Raw genomic sequence first — 26,190 nt, 5'->3', positions numbered from 1 at the left:
TATTGAAGCATGAACGTCGCACAATTTGGCCATCTTTTTCATCAGCGCGAAAACACCATGAAAACCTACCGCATCGCCACCATCCCCGGAGACGGCATTGGCAAAGAAGTCATCCCCGCAGGCCAAGAGGTCATGCAGGCCTTAGCAAAAGCCTGTGGCACTTTTGCTTTTGAGTTTGAAAACTTTGGCTGGGGCGGTGACTACTACCGCGAGCACGGCGTGATGATGCCCGCCGATGGCCTGGACGCCTTGCGCAACAAGGACGCGATTTTGTTTGGCTCGGCCGGTGACCCGCACATCCCCGACCACATCACGCTGTGGGGGCTGCGCCTGAAGATCTGCCAGGGCTTTGACCAGTACGCCAACGTGCGGCCCACACGCATCCTGCCGGGTATCGATGCACCGCTCAAGCGCTGCACGCCCCAAGACCTGGACTGGATCATCGTGCGCGAAAACTCCGAAGGCGAATACTCCGGCGTGGGTGGCCGTGTGCACCAAGGCCACCCGATCGAGGCGGCCACCGATGTGTCCATCATGACCCGTGCCGGTGTGGAGCGCATCATGCGCTACGCCTTCAAGCTGGCGCAGTCACGCCCCCGCAAGCTGCTCACGGTGGTGACCAAGAGCAACGCCCAGCGCCACGCCATGGTGATGTGGGACGAGATCGCGGTGCAAATCTCCAAAGAGTATCCCGATGTGAAGTGGGACAAGGAGCTGGTCGACGCCGCTACGGCCCGCATGGTCAACCGCCCCGCAACCCTGGACACCATCGTCGCCACCAACTTGCATGCCGACATCCTGAGCGACTTGGCAGCAGCATTGGCGGGCAGCCTGGGCATTGCACCCACCGGCAACATCGACCCCGAGCGCCGCTACCCCAGCATGTTCGAACCCATCCACGGCTCGGCCTTTGACATCATGGGCAAAGGTCTGGCCAACCCGGTGGGCACGTTTTGGTCGGTGGTCATGCTTTTGGAACACATTGGCGAGCCCGCTGCAGCCCAGCGTTTGATGCAAGCCGTGGAGGCGGTGACGGCCAATCCGGCGCTGCACACGGGCGACTTGGGCGGCACAGCCCGCACCGTGGATGTCACCTCGGCGGTGTGCAAAGCCTTGGTTTGATGCGGTTTTGATGGCTTGATCAAAATGATCTTTCCATTTGATTGACTTTGCGTTTTAAACATTTTTGAAAGGTGAGAACATGCGATCCAAGCTTCTGTGTGCCCCCGCGGCCCTGGCCATGTGCCTGTCTGTGAACGCTTATGCACAAGACTATCCGGCGGCCAACAAGTCCATCACCTTCGTGCTGCCTTATGCCGCAGGCGGCCCCACCGACAAGGCTGCTCGCGATCTGGCGCAGTCCATGAGCAAGGTCATGGGTGGGCACAGCATCGTGATCGACAACTCGGCAGGCGCATCAGGTTCCATCGGCGCGAACAAAGTCGCCAAGGCCCCGGCGGATGGCTACACGCTTTTGTTCACACACATCGCTCAAGCCACGCTGCCCAGCTTCTTTCGCAACTTGCCCTACAACGTGGAGAAAGATTTTGAGTACCTGGGCCTGGTCAGCGAGAACCCGATGAACCTGATTGGCCGTCCCAGTTTGCCTGCCAACAACATGGGCGAGCTGGTCACTTGGATCAACGCCAACAAAGGCAAGATCAACATCGCCAACGCGGGGCCAGGCTCGGCTTCGCACCTGTGCGGCATGTTGTTCCAGTCCACCATCAAAGTGGACATGACCTCGGTCCCCTACAAAGGCACAGCCCCCGCCATGACCGACCTGATCGGTGGCCAGGTGGACCTGATGTGTGACCAGACCACCACCACGATCCCGCAGATCGAAGGCAAAAAGGTCAAGTCCTTCGCGGTCACCACGCCCACGCGTTTGAGCTCGCCCGTGCTCAAAGACATGCCCACCATGCAAGAGGCCGGTCTCAAGGACTTCACCGTCACCATTTGGCAAGGCTTGTACGCGCCCAAGGGCACACCAGCGGCGGTGCTGAAAAAGCTCAACGACGCCCTCAAATTGGCCGTCAAAGACCCTGAGTTCATCCGCAAGCAAGACGCTGGCGGTGCCTCGGTCATCAACGACGCACGCAACGACCCGGCCGGGCACAAGTCTTTTGTGATGTCCGAAGTCAACAAGTGGGCGCCCATCATCAAGTCGGCCGGCGTGTACGCCGATTGAAAACGGGCTTGAACGCCAGTGGCATGTGGGGTGAATGCCTTTATCCTTCAAGGCTGTTCACCTTGCTTGAAATGTTGCTGCCATGACCGACCCCCAAACCGCGCTGCGCCACCTGTACAACGTGGCGGTGCAACGTGCCTTGCCCCTGCACAACACCGCCGCGCATTTGCCCTCGTTACCCAAGGGGCGCACGCTGGTGCTGGGTGCGGGCAAAGCCGGTGGCGCGATGGCCCAGGCGGTGGAGGCCTTGTGGCCGCAAGACGCACCGCTGTCGGGTTTGGTGGTCACGCGTTACGGTCACACACCGCCAAGGCCTGCGGGCCTGCCCGAGCGCATCGAGGTGGTTGAGGCCGCTCACCCCGTGCCCGATGCAGCGGGTTTGAAAGCGGCCGAGCGGATTTTGGAATTGACCCAAGGCCTCACGGCCGACGATCTGGTGTTGTGCCTGATTTCGGGAGGCGGCTCTGCGCTGCTGACCTTGCCTGCAGACGGCATCAGCCTGGAAGACAAACAAGCGATCAATCGCCAATTGCTGGCCAGCGGGGCCAACATTGCCGAGATGAATTGCGTGCGCAAGCACCTCTCGCGCATCAAGGGCGGTCGCTTGGCGGCGGCCTGTAGCCCTGCGCGGGTGGTCACGCTCACCATCAGCGATGTGCCGGGCGATGACCCGTCCATCATCGCCAGCGGCCCCACGGTGGCCGATGCCAGCACCTGCGCCGATGCGCTGGCCATCTTGCAGCGCTACGCCATCGATGTGCCGGCCGCTGTGGTGCAGACCTTGCAGGCGGGCACCCTCGAGACGCCCAAGCCCGGTTCGAGCGTGTTTGACGGCCACAGCGTTCACATGACCGCCACGCCCCAACAGGCGCTGGAGGCCGCTGCCGAGGCCGCCCGTGCGATGGGCGTGAACGCGTACATCTTGAGCGACGAGATTGAAGGCGAATCGCGCGAGGTGGGCAAGGTGCACGCCGCACTGGCCCGCGCTGCGGCCAAAGGGCAAGGCCCGTTCCAAAAGCCCTGCGTGATTCTGAGCGGTGGCGAGACCACCGTGACCATCAAGCCCCAAGGGGCTGGCACCCCGCGTGGACGTGGCGGCCGGGCAGGCGAGTTCTGCATGGGCCTGGCCCAGGCGCTGCAAGGCCAAAGCGGCGTGTGGGCGCTGGCTGCGGACACCGATGGCATCGACGGCATCGAAGACAATGCCGGGGCGCAAGTGAGCCCCGACACGCTGGCTCGCGCCCTGGCGCTGGGCCACAAGATCGACGCCTATTTGCAACGCAACGACGCCTACGGCTACTTTGAAGCACTGGGCGATCTGGTCGTCACCGGCCCCACACACACCAATGTGAACGACTTCAGGGCGATTTGGGTGGCGTGATCGGCACCTGAGCGCCTATTGATTTGCGTCAAAACGATGGGCGCTGGCCTCTGGCACAGTCAAGCCCATCATGGTTGTCACTGCTGTTTCCCCCTCGTTTGAATACCCCGCCGCTTTGGAGGCTGGCACGGTCTTGTTGCACCGTGGCGATGCGTCTGATCAGGTTTTGCACTTGGTGCAAGGTAAGGTGGTGCTGGGCTTTTTGCACGAAGGCGAAATGCTGCACCAGTTGGGGGAGGTCCAAGGCCCTTGCTGGCTCGAGGCTGCCGCTGGTCTGTTGGGCTTGCCGCATGTGGTCGATGCCGTGGCCTTGACGCCGGTGCAACTGCAATACGTGGCCGCCCCTGAGTTTTTGGCGCAGGTGCAAAGCATGCCGGGACCCTCGCAAACCTTGGTGATGGACATGGCCAAACAGCAGCGCCAGCAAACCGAGTTGGCGGTCAGCCGCTTGGCCAAAGATGCCGATGCCCGCTGCGCCGAATGGCTGCTGCGCCATGCCGAGCCCGACGCAAAAGCGGGTGGTTTGGCCGTCACTTTGCGTGAGCGCAAACGCACCATCGCCGCGCAACTGGGCATCGCGCCCGAAACCTTCTCGCGCGTGCTGCGCCATTTGCGAGACCGCCAGCTCATCAGCGGCGCAGGCCGGGTGCTGGGCTTGCCCAACCCACAGGCCTTGCGGGAGCTGGCCGGGGTTTGATGTTCTGCAGGTCGGTGGCTTCAGCCCCGACATGGGGCTTGAGCCGAAGCGAACAAAGGTCGGACCTGAAGGTCAGACCGGCAGAAGTTTGAGGTTTCAGTCCCCGACGATTTTGCGCTCTCGGATGATGGCGCCAAAGCGTTTGGAGTCGTCAGCGGCGCGTGCGCCAAACTCGGCGGGTGTCAAAGGCAGGGCTTCACCGCCCAGGTTCTGGATGCGGTCCTTCAAGGCTTGCGTACCCAAAATTTTGTTGATCTCGCGGTTGACGCGGTTGACCACATCGGCGGGCGTGCCCGCAGGCGCATAAAAGCCAAATACCGAGTCGGCATCAAAACCTTTGAGGCCCGCTTCATGCAGCGTGGGCACGTCGGGGAACAGTGGTGAGCGCTTCATGCTGCCCACGGCCAGCAGCTTGAGCTTGCCCGCACGCACCTGGCCCAGTCCAATGCCGGGGTCAAAGTAATAGTCCAGCTGGCCCGCCAAAACGTCTTGCAGCGCAGGTGCCGCACCGCGGTAGGGCACATGCACCGCAAACAGACCGGCTTGGCTTTTCATCATTTCGCCAGCCAAGTGGGGCGAGCTTCCGTTGCCAGCCGAGCCATAAGACAAACGACCTGGGTTGGCCTTCACATAGGCTAAAAATTCCTGGATGTTGTTGGCCGGAAAGTTGGGCTTGGCCACCAAAAAAACCAGCACGCGGGCAGCCGAGGCCACAGGCACCAGGTCTTTGGCCGGGTCAAAAGGCATGCGGGCATAGATGTGCGGGTTGACCGAGACCATGCCGCCCGAGCTCATGAGCAGGGTGTAGCCGTCGGCCGGTGATTTGGCCACCAGCTCGCCACCCAGGTTGCCGTTGGCGCCGCCTCTGTTTTCGACCACCACGGGCTGACCCAGCGCCTCGCCCAAGGGCACGCCAATGGCGCGGGCTATCTGGTCGGCTGCGCCGCCCGGTGGAAAGTTCACCACGATCTTGACGGGCTTGGTGGGCCAGCTTTGCGCAGCGGCGCTCAGGCACAGGGCAGGGCCCGCCGCGATGGCGAGCAGGGCGGTGCCCACTGCGCGGCGAGAGAAGAATTTTGTTGTTGGCATGCTTGTCTCCTTGGGTTTTGAGGGGGCCGGTGTCGATGATGAAGCCAGATCAGGTTTTTTGCAGTCGCGGATTTTTCATCCACAGCACCGGCTGTTCCTTGACGGGGCGGGCTGGCGCACCGTGTTGCAGCAAGGCTTGGTCCAAAGCCAGGCCCGCTTCGTCTTGCAAAGCCGCTTGGCGGATGTGTGCCACGGCCGCAGCTTGTTCATCCAATGGCAGCTGGGAGGCGGGGCCGCAGACGTGCCGCAGGATGTGCAGCAGGTTGTCCTTGCCGCGTTCGTTGGTGCTGCCGTAGCCTTTGATGAGCTGCCCGCATCGGGCCAGCTCCAAACCCAGTGCGGGCGATTGGTGTGTGGCGCTTTCAATGCCGCTCAGCCATTCTTCGATGAGGGCTTGCTCGGTGGCGTAGCGGCTGCCCAGGGGGCGCAGCACGCGCAGGCTGGCCAAGAAGCGCAAGCTGGCCATGCCCCACAGCGCGTGGCGTGCCACCTTGAGCGGTATGGACCACGGCGCTTTGCCATTGGCCACGCGGGCGCGGTCCCAACGCAGCAGACGGTTGGCCAGGCCTTGCGGCAACAGTGCGGCCAGCTCGGGCACGCCGGGTTTGAAGTGGTCGTACACCTTGAGCACATCGCCGTCTTTGGCCTTGACCTCTTGCGTCACGCGGTCCCAGCGGCTGGCGCGGCTTTTCAGGTCTGCCACACGGATGATGTCGTCAAACGCCATCCACAAGGCCAGCCAGCGGGTGGCCTCAAACGTGACGGGGCGGGTGCTGTCGGGCGAGTTGGTTTCCGCGTGCAACAGGCGTTCAAGCCGCTGCACATACAGGCGGGCATAAGCGGGGCCTTGGTATTCCATCAAACGCTGGTGCGCCAAGCCCATGAGGGGGTGCAGCACGGCGGGAAACTTGGCGGCCACATCTGCAGGCAGGGCAGTCGATGCAGAGGGCGCGGCCACAGCCGGTTTCATCACATGCTCGACATACTGCGCCTGTTCGCGCTGGCGCGTGACCAAATCGAATGCCAGCGCAAAGCCGCGCAAGCTGGCCTTGGCCGAGCTGCTGGGGCCTTCCAACACGGCTTCGTAATGCGTTCGTGCGAAAGGCAGCAAGCCACTGCCCGCAATGGCACCCAGCATCACGGCGCTGACCATGGTGCCGCTTTCTTGGCACAGGCGGGCCATGTCCATCACATGGTGGCGCTGGCTGTGGGCGGCCACCACATCGAGCATCGGGCCTTCGGGTCGTCGGCCATCGCCCATGGTCATTTTCTCGGCGGTGGTGAGCGCCCGCGACGAGGCGCTGATCACCAGCGTGCGGTCGTTTGAAGCCAGGCCATTGCCAATTTGGCGAGCGGTTTCCAGCAACTCGGACGACACCAGCGCATCGAGTCTGCCCGGCAGCGGGTTCAGGCCCAGCACAGGCAAGCGGCCTTGCAGCTGGCTGTGGGGCAGGGGATAGACCTCGAGGTAATAGGTGGTGGCCCCGGTGCGCTGCGCCACGCCGGGAATGGAGGTGGCTTGCGCCGGGTGGCCGGCGTGGCGGGCCACGTCGACCAGCCAGTCGGCCAGCACGCCGCCGCCTTCGCCGCCCAGGGCGCACAGCAAGATGGAAATCGGTTGGGTCATGGGGTTTCTCTCAGGCGTGGTTCAAGCCGGTTGCAACCAGCGTGTGGCCAGGCTTTGCCAGCGGGCCCACAGGCGCTCGTGCAGCTTGGGGTTTTGCACCACTTCGGCGCGGTAGAAGGACGGGCAGAGCGTGGCCGCATGGGCGTTTTCGCCGCACAGGCCGCAGCCCACGCAGCCATCGATCACGGTGGCCACCGGGTCCACTTTCAAAGGGTCTGGGTTGTCTTTGAGCGTGAGGGTTGGGCAGCCCGACAAGCGGATGCAGGCGTGGTCGCCGTTGCACACGTCTTCGTCCACGCCGTACTTCACGCGTTCCACCCGCTTGCCTTTGGACAGCAGCGAAGCCAGCCAGGGCTTGATGCGGCGTTGGCGCTCCAGCTGGCATTCGCCTTCGGCCACGATGACTTTGAGGCCCTGAAACTCGGTGGTGAAAGCCTCGGTCAGCGTGGCCTGCATGTGGCTCACTTCGTAGGTGTGCACCGTGCGCAGCCACTGCACGCCCAGCCCTTTGAGCGTGGACTCGATGGTCTGGTTGGTGTGCACCATGCTTTGGCGCTTGTCACCCGCCAGTTCTTTGGCGATGTCGGTGGGCGTGTTGATGATGTCCTGCGTGCCGGTGGCCGAGGTGTAGCCGTTCTTGAAAATCAGCAGCACCGCGTCGTCGCCGTTGAACAGTGCACTTTGCACGCCGGTGAGCAAACCGTTGTGCCAAAAGCCGCCGTCGCCCATGACCGACAAGACGCGCCGCTTCATGAGGGGCGACACGCCCGCCCGGCTGGCCAAGCTCATGCCGTAACCCAGGATGGAGTGGCCCACCGAAAACGGCTCGAAGGTGGCCAGCGCATGGCAGCCGATGTCGCCCGAGATGTGCACCGGGCCCACATCTTGTTGTGCCAGTTTGAGTGCAGAAAACACGGGCCGCTCCGGGCAGCCAATGCACATGCCCGGTGGCCGCGCGGGCACGGGGCTGCCCAGTTGGGCTTGCACTTGCTGACGGCGTTCGCCATTGCTGTGCAGCCATTGGCGTGTGGCCTCGGGCACGGCTTCGGCTTGGTGGCGGTCCAAGAACTTCAGCAAGCCCTGGGCCATCACTTCGGCGGTGTACTCGCCGCCTGAGGGCAACATGTCTTTGCCGTGCAGCGGGGTTTGCAAATCGAGGCGGCGCAACATCAGGGCCAGTTCTTGTTCGATGTATTCGGGCTGGCCTTCTTCGAGCAGCAGCACGGCCGATTTGTCTTTGCAGAAATTCACCAGCTCATCCGGCACCAGCGGATAGGTGACGTTGAGCACCATCACCGACAGACTGGACACGCCAAACGCATCGGCCAAGTCAAACTGTTGCAAGGCACGCATCAGCGTGTTGTACAGGCCTCCTTGCACGATCAGACCCAGGTGGCGGTGGGTGCTGCCTTCAAAGTGCTCGTTCAAACGCTGCTCGGCAATGTATTGGCGGGCGGCGGGCAAGCGGTGCTCGACTTTGCGCTTTTCTTGCGCAAAGGTCACGGGCGGGTGCGCCAGCCGCATGTAATTGAAGCCTGCAGGCTCGTTGATCAGGTGCTTTTTGGACAGCTTGGGGGCCTGGTTGTCCTTGGCCACAAACTGGCCGCGCACATGGCAGGCGCGGATGCGCAGCTCCATCATCACCGGCATGTTGGACGCTTCAGACAACCTGAAGCCATGCTCCACCATGTTCACCATCTGGCCCAGCTCGGGGCGCGGGTCCAGCAGGCACATGCCCGACTTCAGGGCGTAGGCGTGTGTGCGCTCTTGAATGACGCTGGCACCCTCGCCGTAGTCTTCGCCCACCACAATCAGCACGCCGCCCGTCACGCCGGGCGATGACAAATTGGACAGCGCATCGGCCGCCACGTTGGTGCCCACAATCGACTTCCAGGTCACCGCGCCGCGAATCGGGTAGTGGATGGACGCGCCCAGCATGGCTGCAGCCGAGGCTTCGTTCGAGCAGGCCTCCACATGCACGCCCAGCTCGTCCATATAAGGCTTGGCCTGCACCATCACATCCAGCAGGTGCGAGACCGGTGCGCCTTGGTAGCCCCCCACATAGCTCACACCCGATTGCAGCAGGCCCTTGGTGATGGCCAGGATGCCCTCGCCGTGAAAGACCTCGCCATCGCCCATGCGCAGGGCCTTGATCTCTTCGTGAAATGAAACTTCCAAAGCACGCTCCTTGCGTTGTTGAGCCCGCAATCAGCGAGTCCAAGACCATCTTACGTATAAGTGCATAAAATATTCGGAATAAATGGTATGCGCTGAATGAATATCAAAGACCTGGACCTGAACCTGCTCCGCCTGTTTGACGCGGTCTGGCGCACCCGCAGCGTGAGCCTGGCTGCGCAGCAACTGGGCATGTCGCAGCCGGCGGCCAGCCAAGGCCTGGCGCGCTTGCGCAGTGTGCTGGGCGATGCCCTGTTCGAGCGCAGCGGCGCGGGCGTGCGGCCCACGCCGCGTGCCGACCGGCTGGCACAAGCGGTGCAGCTGGCTTTGGGCACCATCGAAGAGGCGCTCAATGTGTCTCAGGTGTTTGACCCCATGCGCTCGGAACGCGTCATGCGTGTGCATTTGAGCGACATTGGCGAAGCCCGGTTTTTGCCCGATTTGGTGCTGGCCTTGCAGCGGCTGGCGCCGGGCATGCGGCTCGAAGCCATGCCGCTGGCGCACGACAAAATCGGCCCGGCCCTGGACAACGGCCAGCTGGATCTGGCGATTGGTTTTTTGCCCGAGGTGGGCGAGACCTTGCAGCAGCCTTTGCTGAGTGACCGTTATGTGTTGCTGCTGCGCCAAGGCCACCCGGTGGCCAAGCGCTGGGCCCAACTCAAGAACGCGGGGAGCCCGAATCCAGACGAGGTGCATGCGCTCTTGGCCGAACTGGAGTTTGCTGCCGTGCGCACCCATGCGGACACCTTGCGCATTCTGGAGTTGATGCACTGGCAGCACCGCTTGCGCTTGACGGTGAGCCATTTCCTGTCGCTGCCCGGCATTGTGCGCAGCAGTGATCTGGCCGTCTTGATGCCCCACAACTTTGCGAAAGGCTTTGCCGATGCAGGCGCCTTGGCCATCCTCGAGCCCGATTTGCCCCTGCGCGACTTCACCGTGTCCATGCACTGGAGCGCCCGCTTTGACAAAGACCCCTGCCTGCAGTGGCTGCGGGCCCATGTGTCCCGTTTGTTCAGCACCACCCACACATCCAGTTCCACCGAGGTCGAGTCATGAGCACCTTCAAACCCTACTTGAGCGCCATCGAATCGCCCAGCCTGACCGAGGTGCAGGCGCTGCCCGGCTTGATCCTGCTGGAATTTGGCACCGAATGGTGCGGACATTGCCGTGCTGCACAAGCCTTGGTAGCGCAGGCGCTGGCAGAGCAGCCGCAGTGGCAACACCTCAAAATCGAAGATGGCCCGGGCCGTGCGCTGGGCCGCAGCTACCGCATCAAGCTTTGGCCCACGCTGGTGTTCTTGCGCGATGGGCAAGAAGTGGCGCGGCTGGTGCGGCCTGCAAGCGCACAGGCCATTGAAATCGCGATGTCCAAGGCCTGAGCCATGACCCAGCGTTTTGTTGCCATGTGCTTGCCGGCGATCGAAGCGGCCCTGCGTGCCCAGGCTGATGCGCAGCAGGCCGTGCCCATGAAGGCCTACATGCTCGGTCAATTTGAGTTTCTGGGCATCCGCGCAGGCCCACGGCGAGAGGCGTTGAAGGAGGCACTCCAGGGCTTGCCCAAGTTCACCGGAGTGGCCGATGAACTGCTGGCGTTGGCCCACGCCCTTTGGCAGTTGCCCGAGCGCGAGTTCCGGTACACCGCCATCGACCTACTGGCCAAGCACCACAAGCGACTGGCGGTGGATGACTTGCCGCGCATCTTGGCGTTGGTCCAGGCCGACCCGTGGTGGGACACGGTGGACGGTCTGGCCGGGGTGGTGGGCGACGTGCTGCTGCGCACCAAAGCCAGCCAGCCCGATGTGCAGCGCCACATGGACGCTTGCTTGGTACACCCCCACCTGTGGGTGCGCCGGGTGGCCATGCTGCACCAACTGGGTTGGCGCGATCAGACCGATCAGGCACGGCTTTTTCGCTACGCGCTGACGCTGGCCCCCGAAACAGACTTTTTCATCCGCAAAGCCATCGGCTGGGCCCTGCGCGACCATGCCCGCACGCAGCCCCAGGCTGTTAAAACTTTTTTAATTGAGCACACTGCCCAGTTGTCTGGTCTGACGCGCCGTGAGGCGGGCAAGCATTTGAGTTGAACTTGTACACAGCTTTAACCAGCCAGCAATGCGCCCGCATCCTCGTACCAATACATCAGCGCATCGTCATAGCTTTCCCACACGCAGCCGTTGCAGCCCCGCCCACAACATGAGGTGGGCTCGGGTGGTGGCTCTCTGAAATCGTGCCCCGCTGCATGCAGGCGTTGCTGAAACTGCGCAATGCCACGGCGCACGGACTCGCGCTGGGTTTGGTGGGGGTCGATGATGGGGTGTTCGTTGTCGCAGCTCATGGCTTATTGTCCGACACGGACTGCCCTTGCACCACCGTGTGCGCAATCAGCCGCTCATCGCCCAGCACGATCATGGCGAACAGCCATTCGGCCAGGGTTTCGGTTTGTGCGGTGCGCCTCGCCAAAAGGGCTGTGGCGTTTGGGTTGAGCACCACGAAGTCGGCTTCGCAGCCCGGCAGCAGGTTGCCCACTTGGCCATCCAAGTCCAGCGCGGCCGCAGCGCCTGCGGTGTGTTGCCACCACAGGTGTTCGGGCGCGAGGCTGATGCCGGGGCGGCCGACATTTTGACGGGCCACGGTGTAGGCCGCATGCATGGTTTGAAAGGGGCTGAAGCTGGTGCCGCCGCCCACATCGCTGGCCAGGCCGTAGCGCAAACCGGCTGCGTCGGATGCCAGGTAGTCAAAAAAACCGCTGCCTAAAAACAGGTTGCTGGTGGGGCTGACGGCGGCTGTGGCACCCACTTCGGCCATGCGATGTCGGTCGGCTTCGTCCAGGTAAATGCAATGCGCGTACACCGATCTTTGGCGCAAAAGGCCTGCACGGTCGTACACGTCCAGATAACTGCGGGCCTGGGGAAAGAGTTCTTGCACCCATCGGATCTCGTCCACGTTCTCGGCCACGTGTGATTGGATCCACACATCGGGAAACTGCTGGGCGATCTCGCCCGCACCGTGCAATTGCGCATCGCTGCTGGTGGGCGCAAAGCGCGGTGTGATGGCGTAACCCAAGCGGTCCACGCCGTGCCAGCGGCGGATCAGTTCTTCGGTCTGGTGCAGGCTCAGAGCCGTGTCGGTGTCGCGCAGGCCGTCGGGGCTGTGGCGGTCTTGCAGCACCTTGCCGGTGACCATGCGCAGACGCCGCTTTTGCGCCTCGGCCATGAAGGCATCGACCGACTCCGAGTGCGCTGTGGCAAAGCACAGCGCGGTGGTCACGCCGTGGCGCATCAGCTCGTCCAGAAAAAACGCGCTCACTTCGTGGGCGTAGGCGGGGTCCGAAAACTGTTTTTCATGCGGAAAGGTGTAGTGCTCCAGCCAAGGCAAGAGGCCGTCGGCGGGCGAGCCGATCACATCGGTTTGTGGGTAGTGGATGTGCAGATCGACAAAGCCCGGCGCGATGCACAGGCCAGGCCAGTGGGTGGTGGGCAGATCGGGGTGTTGCGCAGCCAAGTCGCGGTAGGGCCCAATGGCCTGAATGCGCACGATGCCGTCGGCCTCGCGGGCGGTGACGAGCAAACCGTCGCTTTCGTGGCGGGCCTGGGGGATTTGAGAATCAGGAAACCACAAGAGGCTGGCGCGCCAGCCTTGGGTCTCGGTGGGTGGGGTGCTTGTGCTCATGCGCAATTCAGGGGCAAATACGGGGTCATCAAGGCGTACGACGGTGTTACATTGTGCGTCAATCTCTTCGCTCGCAAGGCTTGCGCCAACGCTTTAGGCACGGACTTTGCTGGTGACTTATTCAGATTCCCATTTCGCGCAGACATGACCACTCCCCTTTTGTCTTTGCAAGGCATCACCAAGCGCTACCCGGGCGTGGTGGCCAACCAGGACGTGTCCCTCACCGTGATGCCCGGGCAGGCCCACGCCGTGCTGGGCGAAAACGGCGCGGGCAAGTCCACCTTGATGAAAATCATCTACGGCTCGGTCAAACCCGACGAGGGCCAGGTGGTGTTCAACGGCCAGCCGGTGCAGATTCGCAACCCTCAAGAAGCCCGCAAGCTGGGCATCAGCATGGTGTTTCAGCACTTCAGCCTGTTTGACACGCTCACCGTGGCCGAAAACGTGTGGCTGGGCCTGGACAAGTCAATGAGCTTGGCCGAGGTGACCGAGCGCATCGTGGTCAAGGCCAGCGAATACGGCCTGGACTTGGAGCCCGAGCGGCCGGTGCACACCTTGAGCGTGGGCGAGATGCAAAGGGTTGAGATCATCCGCGCTTTGCTGACCGAGCCCAAGTTGTTGATCTTGGACGAGCCGACTTCGGTGCTGACACCTCAGGCGGTCGAGAAGTTGTTTGTCGTGCTGCACAAGCTGGTCAGCCAGGGCGTGAGCATTTTGTACATCTCGCACAAGCTGCACGAGATCCGGGCGCTGTGCAGCGCTTGCACCGTGCTGCGCGGCGGCCAAGTGACCGGTGTGTGCGATCCCAGCCAGGAGACCAACGCCAGCCTGAGCCGCCTGATGATCGGCGCCGAGCCGCCAGCCCTGGCCCCCAAGCCCCGCTCGCCGGGCGAGGTGGTGCTCTCGGTCAATGGCCTTCAGTTGAACAAGCAAGACCCGTTTGGTGTGGATTTGCAGGGGATTGACCTGCAAGTGCGCAGCGGCGAAGTGGTGGGCTTGGCCGGGGTCTCGGGCAACGGTCAGCGCGAACTGATGTGGGCCTTGTCGGGGGAAGACACCCGTTCGCCAGCCTCGTCGATCACCTTGGCAGGGCAGGGCGTGGGCCATTGGGCCCCGCGTGCCCGGCGCAGTTTGGGTTTGCACTGTGTGCCCGAAGAGCGTCTGGGCCGGGGTGCGGTGCCGTCCATGAGTCTGGCGCACAACCTGCTGCTCACGCGCAGCGAGGCGCTGGGCTCTGGCGGCTGGATCCGCATGGGCACGCTGGCCGATCAGGCGCGCAGCATCATCGCGCGCTTCAAGGTCAAGGCCTCGGGGCCGGATGCGGCAGCAAGGTCGCTCTCGGGCGGCAATTTGCAAAAGTTCATCGTGGGGCGTGAGATCAGTGCTGCCCCCAAGCTCTTGATCGTCTCGCAACCGACTTGGGGTGTGGATGTGGGCGCAGCGGCGCAGATCCGCGCTGAGATTTTGGCGCTGCGCGACGCGGGTTGCGCGGTGCTGGTGGTGAGTGAGGAGCTGGAAGAGTTGTTTGAAATTTCGGATCGATTGCATGTGATCGCCAAGGGCCGTTTGTCGCCCTCGTTGCCCCGGGCCGAAGCCACGGTGGAGCGGATTGGCGAATGGATGAGCGGCCTGTGGCCCAGCCCCGCGCAGGAGGTGCAGCATGCTCAAGCTTGAAGCGCGTCCTCAGGCTTCGCGCCTGTGGACCTATGCCTCGCCGGTGCTGGCGCTGGTGCTCACCGTGGTGCTGGGGGTGATCTTGTTCATCGCGCTGGGCAAAGACCCGGTGCGCGGCTTGCAGATGTTTTTCTGGGAGCCCCTCAAATCGGGTTATGCCTTGGGCGAGTTGATGGTCAAGGCCACGCCGCTCTTGTTGATTGCACTGGGCTTGGCCGTGTGCTTTCGCTCCAATGTGTGGAACATCGGGGCCGAGGGCCAGTTCGTGATTGGGGCGGTGTGCGCCAGTGGCATGGCGCTGCTGGCGGGCAAGGAGACGGGCCGCTGGATCGTGTTGGCCGTGATCTTGGCGGGGGTGCTGGGCGGCATGCTGTGGGCGGGTCTGACGGCCTTGCTGCGCGACCGCTTCAACGCCAGCGAAATTCTGGTCAGCCTGATGCTGGTCTATGTGGCCGACATGGTGCTGAGCTATTTGGTTTATGGCCCTTGGAAAGACCCGGCCGGTTACAACTTCCCGCAGACCAAGACCTTTGAAGCGGTCACGCAAATCCCTCGCCTGATGACCGGATCGCGCGTGAGCGTCGGCCTGTTGATCGCGTTGGCCTGTGCGGGCGCGTTGTGGGTGTTTTTGTTCCGCACCCGGGCGGGCTTTGCCCAGCAGGTGGGCGGCCTGGCGCCTGATGCCGCACGTTATGCGGGTTTTTCTTCGCGCAAGGCTTTGTGGGTGGCTTTGCTCACTTCAGGCGGTGCAGCCGGATTGGCCGGTGCTTTGGAGGTGGCTGGGCCGATTGGCCAGCTCACGCCTTATGTGCCTGCGGGCTACGGTTTTGCCGCCATCATCGTGGCCTTTGTGGGGCGTTTGCACCCAGCAGGCATGGTGCTGTCGGCGGTGCTGATGAGCATGTTCTACATCGGTGGGGAGCTGGCGCAATCGCGTCTGGGCCTGCCCAAGTCAATCACCGGCGTCTTCCAGGGCTTGCTTTTGTTTTGTTTGCTGGCGTGTGACACCTTGGTGGCCTACCGCTTGCGCTGGGTCGCGTCGGCCCAGGGAGGGAAAGCCTGATGGAATCGTACGCACTGTTGGTGGCCGCCACGCTGAACGCGGGCACCGTGTTGGCCTTGGCCGCTTTGGGTTTGCTGATCAATGAAAAAGCCGGTGTGCTCAATCTTGGGGCCGAGGGCATGATGCTGTGCGCGGCCATCGCCGGTTTTGCCGCTGTGGTCCACACCGGCAACGACTGGATCGGTTTTGCCGCAGGCATGGGCGCGGGGGCTGTGCTGGCCGCCATTTTTGGCGTGCTGGTCATCTGGCTGGGCACCAACCAATATGCCACCGGCTTGGCGTTGAGTTTGTTTGGCGCCGGTTTCTCGGCCTTTGCGGGCATTGCGTATGTGCAAGAGAAGGTGCCCGAGCGTGCTTCGTACGCTGTGCCTTACCTCGCAGACATCCCCTTGGTCGGCCCCGCTTTGTTCCGTCAACACCCGCTGGTGTACGTGACCATGGCACTGGTTCTGGGCCTCATTTGGTTTTTGTACAAAAGCCGCCCCGGTTTGGTGCTGCGCTCGGTGGGCGAGTCGCCCGATTCCGCCCATGCGTTGGGTTACCCGGTGCGACGCATCCGCTTGGTGGCGGTGGTCGCCGGGGGCGCTCTGTGCGGCTTGTCGGGCGCCTACATCTCGGTGGTTTACACCCCCTTGTGGGTCGAGGGCATGGTGGCGGGCAAGGGCTGGATCGCTCTGGCGCTGACGACTTTTGCCACCTGGCGTCCGATACGGGTCTTGCTGGGCGCATACCTGTTTGGCGGCGTGACCATGCTGCAATTCCATTTGCAAGGCATGGGGGTAGATGTGCCCAGCCAATTGCTCACGGCGCTGCCGTATGTGGCGACCATCGTGGTGTTGGCCCTGATTTCGCGCAACCCGACCTGGATTCGCATCAACATGCCGGCATCGCTGGGAAAACCCTTCCATCCCGGTTCATAATATTCTTTCGCTCCCTGTAACCTTGTCCAACAAAAGGAACTGACATGACAGACATCTCCAAACGCACCGTCGTCAAGATGGTCGCCTTGACCGCTGTGGCTGCCGCTGCACTGGTCGGCTGCGGTAAAAAAGAAGAGGCCCCCAAGGCCGAAGCGCCAGCAGCTGCCAAAGCCGAACCCCTGAAGATCGCGTTTGCCTATGTGGGCCCTGTGGGTGACGGTGGCTGGACTTTTGCGCACGACAACGGCCGCAAAGCCCTGGAAAAAGAATTCGGTGACAAGATCGTCACCAGCTTCGTCGAAAAAGTGCCGGAAAGCGCTGACGCCGAGCGCGTGATCCGCGACATGGCCGGTCAAGGCAACAAGCTGATTTTCGGCACCACCTTCGGCTACATGGAGCCCATGCTCAAAGCCGCTGCCGATTTGAAGGACGTCAAGTTCGAGCACGCCACCGGCTACAAAACCGCCGAGAACATGCGCACCTACGACAGCCGCACCTACCAAGGCGCTTACATGGCTGGCGTCGTGGCAGGCAAGATGACCAAGTCCAACACCATTGGTGTGGTCGGCTCCATCCCAATTCCTGAAGTGATCCGCAACATCAACAGCTTCACCATGGGTGCGCAATCCGTGAACCCCAAGATCAAGACCAAAGTGGTTTGGGTCAACGACTGGTTCAACCCACCGAAAGAAACCGAAGCCGCCACAGCCCTGATCAATGGCGGCGCTGACGTGCTGATGCAAAACACCGACTCGCCTGCTGTGCTGCAGACCGCCGAGAAGATGGGCAAGCGCGCCTTTGGTTGGGACTCCGACATGACCGCCTACGGCCCCAAAGCCCACCTGGGTTCGGCCGTGATCAACTGGGGTCCTTACTACATCAAGGCCACACGTGACGCGCTCGAAGGCAAGTGGGCCACCGGTCAAAGCTGGTGGGGCGTGAAAGAAGGCGCCATTGACTTCGTGTCGGTGGCCGCTGACGTGCCCGAAGACACCAAGAAGAAAGTGGAAGAGATCAAAGCCGGCCTGAAAGCCGGTACCTTCGAAATCTGGAAGGGCCCGATCATGGGTCAAGACGGCAAAGAAGTGCTGGCCAAGGACGCCGTCGCTGACGACAAGTTCTTGGGTGGCATCAACTTCTACGTCAAGGGCGTGGAAGGCAAGATCCCTGGCGGCAAGTAAGCCGGCGATCTGACAACCTTTGGGTTGTTGAATTCCCCAAAAAGGCTGCCTTCGGGCAGCCTTTTTTCTGGGTGCGGGCGTAACATGGAGACACCTGTTGTTTTGGGGAATCCGCATGTTCAAAGTCCACGCCATCCCGTCCAATCGCTTGCCCGCCTTGCTCAAGGCCATGCCCAAGGCTGAGCTGCACATCCACATCGAAGGCTCGCTGGAGCCTGAATTGATTTTTGCACTGGCCCAGCGCAACGGTGTGCAGCTGCCCTATGCCGATGTGGCCGCCTTGCGCAGGGCTTATGCCTTCACCAACTTGCAAAGTTTTCTGGACCTGTACTACGCCGGGGCCAGCGTGTTGCTGCACGAGCAAGACTTCTACGACATGGCCTGGGCTTACTTTGAGAAGGCTGCTGCTGACCATGTGGTGCGGGCCGAGTTGTTCTTTGACCCGCAAACCCACACCGCCCGTGGCGTGGCCATGGGCGCGGTCATCGAGGGCTTGCACCGCGCCTGCCGCGATGCACAGGCGAAGTGGGGCATCAGCGCCGATTTGATCCTGTGTTTTTTGCGCCACCTGTCGGAAGACGATGCATTGGCCACGCTGGAAGAAGCCATGCCTTGGCGTGACCAGTTCATCGGCGTGGGGCTTGATTCGAGCGAAGTGGGCCACCCGCCTGAAAAGTTTGCCCGTGTTTTTGCGCGTGCCCGCGAATTGGGCCTGCATGTGGTGGCCCATGCGGGCGAGGAGGGGCCGCCCGCCTACATCTGGAGCGCCCTGGATATCTTGCAAGTTCAACGCATCGACCACGGTGTGCAGGCAATCCACGATGCGGCGCTGATGAAACGCCTGGCCGACAGCCGCATGCCGCTGACGGTGTGCCCACTGTCCAACCTCAAGCTGTGCGTGTTCAAAACCTTGGCCGATCACAACCTGGGCCAGATGCTAGACGCAGGTTTGTGCGTGACCCTCAATTCAGACGACCCCGCCTACTTTGGTGGCTACCTGAACGACAACTACCTGCAGACCTTTGCAGCCCTGCACCTGAATGCCCAGCAAGCCTACAAATTGGCCGCCAACAGCATCGAAGCGAGCTTCGCGACCGAATCAGACAAACACCACTGGATGCATGAACTCAAAGCCTGTTTCTTGGGCTTTGCGGAACAAGACTGAGGGCGCAGGTCGTGCGCCGCTAAAATAATGCCAAAGCCCGCTGCCCCGGCGGGCTTTGTTTTGTTCAATTTCGGGGCCATGTAGAGGACTACCATGTACAAAAACCTCGCTGCCACGCTCGTGGCCGCTTGCTTTTTTCCGATTGCCGTTCAGGCACAAACACCCACCAAATCTGCCGAGCCGATCAAGGCCGGCTTCGTCTATGTCTCGCCTATCACCGAGGCGGGCTGGACGCGTCAGCACGACGAGGGCCGCAAGGCCGTCGAGAAGGCTTTGGGTGATCAGGTCAAGACCACCTTTGTGGCCGATGTGCCCGAAGGCGCCGATGCCGAGCGCGTGATCCGCGACCTGGCCAGCCAAGGCCACCAGATCATCTTCACGCCCAGCTTTGGCTACATGGAGCCCACGCTCAAGGTGGCCAAGGACTTTCCGAATGTGAAGTTCGAGTCGGTCACCGGCTTCAAGACCGCGGCCAACGTGGCGGCTTCGAATGCCCGCTATTACGAAGGCCGCTATTTGGCCGGCATCGCCGCTGGGCGCATGACCAAATCGAATGTGGCCGGTTATGTGGCGGGTTTTCCCATTCCTGAAGTGCTGCAAGGCATCAACGCCTTCACTTTGGGCATGCGCTCGGTCAACCCCAAAGCCATCGTCAAAGTGGTCTGGCTCAACGCCTGGTTCGATCCACCCAAAGAGCGCGAAGCGGCCATGGCCTTGTTCAACCAAGACGTGGATGTGATCGCCTTCCACACCGGCTCCACAGCCGTGATGGCCGCAGCCCAAGAGCGCGGCAAGATGGCGGTGGCCTACCACTCGGACATGCGCAAAGCCGGCCCCGATGCACAGATCATTGCCGTGACCCACCAGTGGGGTGACTACTACACCGCCCGAGTCAAGGCCGCCATCAACGGCAGCTGGACTTCGGGCAGCGTGTGGGGCGGTGTGAAGGACGGCATGATCCGCGTGGGCGACTTTGGCCCCAAGGTGCCCAAGAAGGTGCAAGACGAAATCTTGGCCAAACAAAAGCAGGTGGGCGCGGGCAAATTGCTGCCCTTTGCTGGCCCCATCACCGACAACGAGGGCCGCGAAGTGATCTCCGCAGGCCAAAGCCTGAACGACGGTCAGATTTTGGGCATGAACTACCTGGTCCAGGGCGTGCAGGGCAAGATCAGCCGATGAACGCAAAGCCCTACGCCCCGAGCGTAGGGCGAGCCCCCCTAAAATAGCGGCATTGACACAAGGGCACACCATGAGCATCAAGAGCGACAAATGGATCCGCCGCATGGCAGAGCAGCACGGCATGATCGAGCCGTTTGAACCCGGCCAGATCCGCCAAAACGCCGCCGGCCAGAAAATCGTGAGCTACGGCACCAGCAGCTACGGCTACGACATCCGCTGCGCGCCCGAGTTCAAGGTGTTCACCAACATCTACAGCACGGTGGTGGACCCGAAGAATTTCGACGAGAAAAGCTTTGTGGACATCGAGTCCGACGTCTGCATCATCCCGCCCAACAGTTTTGCACTGGCCCGCACGGTGGAATATTTCCGCATTCCGCGCAATGTGCTGACCGTTTGCTTGGGCAAAAGCACCTACGCCCGATGCGGCATCATCGTCAACGTGACACCCTTTGAGCCCGAGTGGGAAGGCTATGTGACGCTGGAGTTTTCCAACACCACCCCCTTGCCCGCCAAGATTTATGCGGGCGAAGGTTGCGCCCAGGTCTTGTTCTTTGAGAGCGATGAAGTCTGCGAAACCAGCTACAAAGACCGTGGTGGCAAGTACCAGGGCCAAGTGGGTGTGACCCTGCCTAAGACGTGATTTTGGGCGTGTCAGCCCAAAATGCGACAATGCAGGGCTAATGACTGCATCTTTTTCCAATTTATCGCTGGCACCCACGCTGGCACGAGCCGTGGCCGAAATGGGCTACGAATCCATGACGCCCATTCAGGCTCAAGCCATTCCGGTGGTGTTGACGGGCCAAGACGTCATGGGCGCTGCCCAAACGGGCACGGGCAAAACAGCGGCTTTCTCGCTGCCTTTGCTGCAACGCCTGCTCAAACACGAAAACCCCTCCACCTCGCCAGCCCGCCACCCTGTGCGCGCTTTGGTGCTCTTGCCCACCCGCGAGTTGGCCGATCAGGTGGCCCAACAAATTAAGATGTACGCCAAGTACACCCAGCTGCGCAGCGCAGTGGTCTTTGGCGGCATGGACATGAAGCCCCAAACCCTGGAGCTGAAAAAAGGCGTTGAGGTGCTGGTGGCCACACCTGGCCGTTTGCTGGACCACATCGAAGCCAAAAACGCGGTGCTCAACCAAGTCGAGTACGTGGTGCTGGACGAAGCCGATCGCATGCTGGACATCGGCTTCTTGCCCGATTTGCAGCGCATCTTGAGCTTCTTGCCCAAGCAGCGCACCACCTTGCTGTTCTCGGCCACTTTCTCACCTGAGATCAAGCGCCTGGCCGGCAGTTATCTGCAAAACCCGGTCACCATCGAAGTGGCCCGCCCCAACGAAACCGCCTCGACGGTGGAGCAGCGTTTTTATGCCGCTCAAGACGACGACAAGCGCCGCGTGATCCGCAAGGTTTTGACCGACCGCGGCATCAAACAAGCCTTCATCTTTGTGAACAGCAAACTCGGTTGTGGCCGTTTGGCCCGTTCGCTGGAGCGCGAAGGTTTGCGCACCGCCGCTTTGCACGGCGACAAGAGCCAAGACGAACGCCTCAAGGCTTTGGAAGCCTTCAAACAAGGCGAAGTTGATCTGTTGGTTTGTACCGATGTGGCCGCCCGCGGTCTGGACATCAAGGATGTGCCTGCGGTGTTCAACTTCGATGTGCCCTTCAACGCCGAAGACTATGTGCACCGCATTGGCCGCACAGGCCGTGCAGGTGCGTCGGGCTTGGCGGTGACTTTGGTCAGCCCGTCCGACACCCGCTTGGTGGGTGACATCGAAAAGCTGATCAAGAAAAAGCTCGAGGTCGAAACCTTGCAGCTTGACGACCGTTCGCGCATTGGTGGCGAGCGCACAGACCGCGAACGTTCGGACGAGCGCCCGCGTGGTCGTGCCTACGAAGGCCGTCGCCGCGAAGACTTTGATCCGCGCGATGCCGCTGAGCCGCGTGAGCGCCGTGGTGGCTTCCGCCCCGCGCCCGTCAACCGCGATCCTTTCTTTGAAAAGCCCTACGAAGCGCCTGCAGCCGATGCCGCGCCCAGCTGGGAGTCGGCGGCGCCCAAGACGCCCCGTTCATCGATTTCGGCCAACATCAAACCCAAGCGCAAAGTGGCTGCGCTGTTCAAAACCGGCGAATGATCACCGCTGGAGCCCGGTCTTTACCCGGGCTTCAAATGCCAGGCCTCTGGCGCTGTCAAAATCACGCCATGCGTGAATTCCCTCAATCCTTTGCTGTCGCACCCTTGCTGGGCCATCTCTTGGTCGCAGGCTGCGTGGCCCTGCCGGCTTTGTCGGTTGCCCAAACCGCTCCCGCCACCGACCTGGGCCGGATCGAAATCCGCAGCAACCGCAACAATGACACCGAAACCCGCCGGGAATCCACCGCCGCCAAGATCGTGATTGGCCGCGAAGAGATCGAAAAACAAGGCGATGCCACACTGGGCGAGGTGCTCAAGCGTTTGCCAGGCGTGACCATTGGCGGCGCCCCTGGGCGCGGTGGTGCCATCCGCATGCGAGGCCTGGGCGGCGGCTATACCCAAATCCTGATGGACGGTGAGCGTGTGCCCCCCGGTTTTTCCATTGACTCCCTCACCCCCGAGCAAGTGGAGCGGATTGAAATTTTGCGGGCACCCACCGCTGAAACCGGTGCGCGGGCCATTGCCGGCACCATCAACATCGTCTTGCGCGAAGGGCAAAAAGCCAATCCCGACGATCTGAAAATCACCCGCACCCAAGAGCGCGGGGAAGGCTCCACACAGGTCAATTGGGTACACAACATTCAAACAGAGCCGCTGGCAGGGACCTTCACCTTGTCGGCCATGGATCAAAAGCGTCCTGAAGTGAACCACACCGTGAGCGAGGCCGATCCAGGCGATGACGTGCGCATCCGCGACATCGAGTCGGTGGGGCGTCGCCAGGCCATACATGCCAATGCCCGTTTGCAGTGGCGTGGCGAACAAGGCAAAAGCCTGACGCTGACCCCGTTTTTGATCCATTCCGAATACGAGGCTTTGGGGACGATCCGGTCCAGTCAAATGTTGGGGGCAACGCCCGCGCTGACGGATGCCGCCAACACACGCAACCGCAGCACCTATTCGATGGGGCGTCTGAATGGGCAGTGGGCTCAGCGCTTGTCCGCCGATGACCGGCTGGAGCTGCGTTTTGGAGTCGGTCAATCCCAGTACGACTACCGCTTCGACCAGACGGGGGCGAGCACGCCGCTGTTGCTGAACACGTTTGAGACACAAAATTTCGTGGACCGTTCCTACACCCTCAACGGCAAGTGGACCCATGCCATGGCCAACGGCCACCAGGTCGTCAGTGGTCTGGAGCTGGAAGGTGTGCGTCGCGTGGAGGAGGCCAATGCGGCCGTGAGCGAGGATGGTGGTGATTTGCAAGCCCGCACCTTTCGCTGGGCCGCTTATACGCAAGATGAGTTCAAGATCAACGCCAATTGGTCGGCCCATAGCGGCCTGCGGTACGAGTCGATCGTGACCGAAGGCACCAACGAGCAAGGTTTCAAATCCAACCACAGCTCGGTCTGGACACCCTTGCTGCATGCCGTATGGAAGCCCGATGCCAACAAGCGTGACCAGGTGCGCATGAGCCTGACGCGCAGTTACAAGACCCCTACGCTGTATAACTTGGTGGCGCGTTATGTGCCCTCGCGTGAGCCCAACAGTCCGACCCGTCCTGACCGCGTGGGCAATCCGGATTTGCGGCCCGAATTGGCCACGGGCATCGATGTGTCTTTTGAGCGTTATTTGGCCACTGGCGGTGTGCTGAGCGCCAACGTGTTCCGACGCAACATCAGCGATTTGATTCGTTACAGCACGGCTTTGAACGCTTCGACCAACAAGTGGGTGTCAACCCCCATCAACGTGGGCGATGCCGTCACGCAAGGCCTGGAGCTGGATGCCAAGTTCCGCTTGGACCAGGCTTGGCCGGAGGCGTTGCCGATCGACATTCGCAGCAACATGAGCTTTTTCCACTCCAAGGTTCTGCAGGTTCCCGGGCCGGACAACCGGCTTGACCAGCAGCCGAGCATGACCGCCAACTTCGGTGGCGATTACCGCGTGCGCAGCATGCCCTTGACCCTGGGGGGCAACTTCAACTGGAACCCCGATTACGACACCCGGCGCAGTGAGCAGCAGTGGGCCTACCAAGGCAGCAAGCGTGTGGTCGATGTGTATGGCTTGTGGAAACTGTCGGCCAACACGGGCATACGCCTGACGGTCAGCAACCTCACGCCCCGAGACTATGTGACAGGGACCCGATACATCGGCAACGCCGTTTCCGAAACCGCACGTACCCACACCTCAAATTGGCGCATGGTGCAATTGCGCCTGGAAATGAAAATCTGACCACGGGTGTGCAGGCGCGGGGCGGCTGTCCCGCATTGGGCAGCTGGGGCGCAAGGCCTGTGCCAAGATGGTGGTGAATTTTCAGGAGACACCCCATGGCCCTCAAAGACGCTGCTTGGCACGACCGCAATTACAACAACCGGGCCTTGGTGCCGGATTTTGCCGAGCACTTCGACCATTGGCGCCAAGCCTCTGAGCAGGCGCGTCAAACCCTCAAGCCGCAGCTGGACTTGCGCTTTGGTGAAGGCCCCAAGGAGACGCTGGACGTGTTTCCCGCGCCCCGTGCTGGCGCGCCGGTGGTGGTCTTCATCCACGGGGGTTACTGGCGCAGCCTGGATAAATCTGACCACTCTTTTGTGGCCCCGGCCTTGCGCGACATGGGCGCTTGTGTGGTGGTCGTCAACTACGACCTGTGCCCCGGCACCGAGGCGCAACCGGTGACCATCCCTGACATCGCGGTGCAAATGAGCCGGGCTTTGGCCTGGGTTTGGCGCCACATTGGGGAGCACGGGGGCGACCGCAGCAACATCACCGTGATCGGCCATTCGGCAGGTGGACACTTGGCGGCCATGATGCTGGGCTGTGACTGGAAAAAAGTTGGCCGCGATTTGCCCGCTGGCCTGGTGCGCAAAACCATGTCCATCTCAGGCCTGTATGACCTCGAGCCGATCCGCAAGACCCCGTTTGTGCAGGCCGATCTGCGCATCACCCCTGCCCATGTGCGCATGGCCAGCCCCGCCAAATGGCAGCGCCCATCCAAAGGCGTGCTCTACACCTTGGTGGGGGGCGATGAAAGCCCCGAATTTTTGCGCCACAACCGCTTGATCCACCAAGCCTGGGGGCCTAAGACGGTGCCGGTCTGTGAAGACCTGCCGGGCCTGAACCATTTCAGCGTGGTGACCGACCTGACCCGATCTGGCTCGCGCCTGCATGCCTTGGCCAAGGCCTTGATCGATTTGCCCGCTTGAGCGTGCAAGAGTGGCTCTACCCCCTGGGGGTGGTCTTGCTGGGCTACACCGTGCTGGGCCTGACCGGCTTTGGCTCGGCCCTGGTCATCGTGCCGCTTTTGGCATGGCAATGGCCCTTGCCCGAAGTGGTGGCCATGAGTTTGCTCATGGACGTGCCCGCTTCAGCGTTTCACAGCGGACTCAATTGGCGGCAAGTGCAGTGGCGTGAACTGCGCCGCCTGCTGCCCGGCCTGGTGGCTGGGACCTTGATCGGCTTGTGGCTGATGCCGCACCTGCAGGCCCGTTGGCCTTTGATGCTGCTGGGCTTGTATGTGGCCGCCGTGGGCCTGAATGCCTTGCGCCCCGCTGCAGCCCCTGCCCCGCAGCCTGCGACAGGCTGGGCCCTGCCTGTGGGCACGGCCATTGGCGTGGTGGAGCTGATTTTTGGCACCGCAGGCCCCTTGGTGGTCGCTTGGCTCAGCCGCCGTTTGCGTGACGTGCAGCAGATGCGCGCCAGCACTCCCATGATCATCACCGTGGCCGCCAGCACCGTGCTGCTCGGCATGGCTTGGGATGGGCACTTGAGCCGCGCCGTGATCTGGCAGCGATGGGGCGTGCTGATGGGCGTGGCCTTGCTGGGCGTGTGGCTGGGTCACCGCATCGCGCACCGCGTGCCCGTGGCCCGTTTGCGGCAAATCATCTGCGGCTTGCTCGTGGCCAGCGGCTTGATGCTGGCGCTGCGCGCTTTGCAATGATGCCCTGTAGGTCAGAGCTTCAGCTCTGACAAAGCCCGCCCCACAACGTACCTTGTCGTCGCTCACGCCCCGACCAACCGCAGGACACAAAAAAGGGGAGCCCATGGCTCCCCTCGATCA

General features: G+C 62.0%; 23 protein-coding genes. 18 read left to right on the top strand and 5 right to left on the bottom strand.

What is annotated here, in order from left to right; genetic code table 11:
• Positions 1–57: 57 nt before the first annotated feature.
• The 4 genes from QLQ16_RS10415 (at position 58) to QLQ16_RS10400 (ending at position 4,269) form a co-directional block, all read left to right on the top strand.
• Positions 58–1,122 (top strand): tartrate dehydrogenase, encoded by a 1,065-nt coding sequence (locus QLQ16_RS10415; RefSeq protein ID WP_283224747.1) that lies wholly within the window; start codon positions 58–60, stop codon positions 1,120–1,122.
• 79 nt (positions 1,123–1,201) lie between these two features.
• Positions 1,202–2,191: a Bug family tripartite tricarboxylate transporter substrate binding protein gene (locus tag QLQ16_RS10410; protein ID WP_431310408.1), complete on the top strand. Its 990-nt coding sequence runs from the start codon at positions 1,202–1,204 to the stop codon at positions 2,189–2,191.
• 82 nt (positions 2,192–2,273) lie between these two features.
• Positions 2,274–3,572 (top strand): glycerate kinase type-2 family protein, encoded by a 1,299-nt coding sequence (locus QLQ16_RS10405; RefSeq protein WP_283224627.1) that lies wholly within the window; start codon positions 2,274–2,276, stop codon positions 3,570–3,572.
• A 70-nt stretch (positions 3,573–3,642) separates the two neighbouring features.
• The gene (locus tag QLQ16_RS10400) at positions 3,643–4,269 is read left to right on the top strand and encodes a Crp/Fnr family transcriptional regulator (protein ID WP_283224626.1); all 627 of its coding nucleotides are present in this window, start codon (positions 3,643–3,645) and stop codon (positions 4,267–4,269) included.
• A 96-nt stretch (positions 4,270–4,365) separates the two neighbouring features.
• Here QLQ16_RS10400 and QLQ16_RS10395 read toward each other — a convergent pair whose 3' ends face one another.
• From QLQ16_RS10395 to QLQ16_RS10385, 3 genes are read right to left on the bottom strand one after another with little or no spacing between them, the layout of a single operon-like run.
• Complete coding sequence (locus tag QLQ16_RS10395) at positions 4,366–5,358, bottom strand: Bug family tripartite tricarboxylate transporter substrate binding protein (RefSeq protein WP_283224625.1); 993 nt, start codon at positions 5,356–5,358, stop codon at positions 4,366–4,368.
• Between the two features lie 49 nt (positions 5,359–5,407).
• Positions 5,408–6,985: an indolepyruvate oxidoreductase subunit beta family protein gene (locus QLQ16_RS10390; protein WP_283224624.1), complete on the bottom strand. Its 1,578-nt coding sequence runs from the start codon at positions 6,983–6,985 to the stop codon at positions 5,408–5,410.
• A 21-nt stretch (positions 6,986–7,006) separates the two neighbouring features.
• Positions 7,007–9,163, bottom strand: a complete 2,157-nt coding sequence (locus QLQ16_RS10385) for a thiamine pyrophosphate-dependent enzyme (RefSeq protein ID WP_283224623.1) — start codon at positions 9,161–9,163, stop codon at positions 7,007–7,009.
• Between the two features lie 96 nt (positions 9,164–9,259).
• On the opposite strand from QLQ16_RS10385, the gene QLQ16_RS10380 reads away from it, so the two are divergent.
• The 3 genes from QLQ16_RS10380 to QLQ16_RS10370 are packed head-to-tail and all read left to right on the top strand — an operon-like array spanning position 9,260 to position 11,244.
• Entirely contained in the window at positions 9,260–10,216 is a 957-nt protein-coding gene (locus QLQ16_RS10380; protein WP_283224622.1) for a LysR family transcriptional regulator, read from the top strand.
• Complete coding sequence (locus tag QLQ16_RS10375) at positions 10,213–10,539, top strand: thioredoxin family protein (RefSeq protein WP_283224621.1); 327 nt, start codon at positions 10,213–10,215, stop codon at positions 10,537–10,539. Before QLQ16_RS10380 ends, QLQ16_RS10375 begins: the two co-directional genes overlap by 4 nt.
• A gap of 3 nt (positions 10,540–10,542) precedes the next feature.
• Positions 10,543–11,244: a DNA alkylation repair protein gene (locus tag QLQ16_RS10370; protein ID WP_283224620.1), complete on the top strand. Its 702-nt coding sequence runs from the start codon at positions 10,543–10,545 to the stop codon at positions 11,242–11,244.
• A 14-nt stretch (positions 11,245–11,258) separates the two neighbouring features.
• On the opposite strand, the gene QLQ16_RS10365 is transcribed toward QLQ16_RS10370, so the two are convergent.
• Together QLQ16_RS10365 and guaD are read right to left on the bottom strand one after the other, a co-directional pair.
• Positions 11,259–11,495: an oxidoreductase-like domain-containing protein gene (locus QLQ16_RS10365; RefSeq protein ID WP_283224619.1), complete on the bottom strand. Its 237-nt coding sequence runs from the start codon at positions 11,493–11,495 to the stop codon at positions 11,259–11,261.
• Complete coding sequence (guaD, locus tag QLQ16_RS10360) at positions 11,492–12,829, bottom strand: guanine deaminase (protein WP_283224618.1); 1,338 nt, start codon at positions 12,827–12,829, stop codon at positions 11,492–11,494. Before guaD ends, QLQ16_RS10365 begins: the two co-directional genes overlap by 4 nt.
• Before the next feature lie 144 nt (positions 12,830–12,973).
• On the opposite strand from guaD, the gene QLQ16_RS10355 reads away from it, so the two are divergent.
• The 11 genes from QLQ16_RS10355 (at position 12,974) to QLQ16_RS10305 (ending at position 26,070) form a co-directional block, all read left to right on the top strand.
• Positions 12,974–14,503, top strand: a complete 1,530-nt coding sequence (locus tag QLQ16_RS10355) for an ABC transporter ATP-binding protein (RefSeq protein WP_283224617.1) — start codon at positions 12,974–12,976, stop codon at positions 14,501–14,503.
• Entirely contained in the window at positions 14,490–15,566 is a 1,077-nt protein-coding gene (locus tag QLQ16_RS10350) for an ABC transporter permease (protein ID WP_283224616.1), read from the top strand. The genes QLQ16_RS10355 and QLQ16_RS10350 overlap by 14 nt, the downstream gene beginning before the upstream one ends.
• Complete coding sequence (locus tag QLQ16_RS10345) at positions 15,566–16,486, top strand: ABC transporter permease (protein WP_283224615.1); 921 nt, start codon at positions 15,566–15,568, stop codon at positions 16,484–16,486. The genes QLQ16_RS10350 and QLQ16_RS10345 overlap by 1 nt, the downstream gene beginning before the upstream one ends.
• 44 nt (positions 16,487–16,530) lie before the next feature.
• Positions 16,531–17,667, top strand: a complete 1,137-nt coding sequence (locus QLQ16_RS10340) for a BMP family ABC transporter substrate-binding protein (RefSeq protein WP_283224614.1) — start codon at positions 16,531–16,533, stop codon at positions 17,665–17,667.
• A gap of 115 nt (positions 17,668–17,782) precedes the next feature.
• On the top strand, positions 17,783–18,832 hold the full coding sequence (locus QLQ16_RS10335) for an adenosine deaminase (protein ID WP_283224613.1): 1,050 nt from the start codon (positions 17,783–17,785) through the stop codon (positions 18,830–18,832).
• 93 nt (positions 18,833–18,925) lie between these two features.
• Positions 18,926–20,011 carry a BMP family ABC transporter substrate-binding protein gene (locus tag QLQ16_RS10330; RefSeq protein WP_283224612.1) on the top strand — a complete coding sequence of 362 codons (1,086 nt, stop codon included), beginning with the start codon at positions 18,926–18,928 and terminating at the stop codon, positions 20,009–20,011.
• 70 nt (positions 20,012–20,081) lie between these two features.
• Complete coding sequence (dcd, locus tag QLQ16_RS10325) at positions 20,082–20,651, top strand: dCTP deaminase (RefSeq protein ID WP_283224611.1); 570 nt, start codon at positions 20,082–20,084, stop codon at positions 20,649–20,651.
• Positions 20,652–20,691: 40 nt separating this feature from the next.
• Positions 20,692–22,143 (top strand): DEAD/DEAH box helicase, encoded by a 1,452-nt coding sequence (locus tag QLQ16_RS10320; protein WP_283224610.1) that lies wholly within the window; start codon positions 20,692–20,694, stop codon positions 22,141–22,143.
• Between the two features lie 68 nt (positions 22,144–22,211).
• Positions 22,212–24,368 (top strand): TonB-dependent receptor plug domain-containing protein, encoded by a 2,157-nt coding sequence (locus tag QLQ16_RS10315; RefSeq protein ID WP_283224609.1) that lies wholly within the window; start codon positions 22,212–22,214, stop codon positions 24,366–24,368.
• A gap of 95 nt (positions 24,369–24,463) precedes the next feature.
• On the top strand, positions 24,464–25,336 hold the full coding sequence (locus QLQ16_RS10310) for an alpha/beta hydrolase (protein WP_283224608.1): 873 nt from the start codon (positions 24,464–24,466) through the stop codon (positions 25,334–25,336).
• A gap of 2 nt (positions 25,337–25,338) precedes the next feature.
• Positions 25,339–26,070, top strand: coding sequence for a sulfite exporter TauE/SafE family protein (locus tag QLQ16_RS10305; RefSeq protein ID WP_283224745.1), 732 nt, complete (start codon positions 25,339–25,341; stop codon positions 26,068–26,070).
• Positions 26,071–26,190: the final 120 nt, after the last annotated feature.

The organism is Limnohabitans lacus (assembly GCF_030053395.1).
Lineage (GTDB): Bacteria > Pseudomonadota > Gammaproteobacteria > Burkholderiales > Burkholderiaceae_C > Limnohabitans_A > Limnohabitans_A lacus.
The sequence above is the reverse complement of the archived record's forward strand: the minus strand, read 5'-3'. Positions and strand labels throughout refer to the sequence as shown.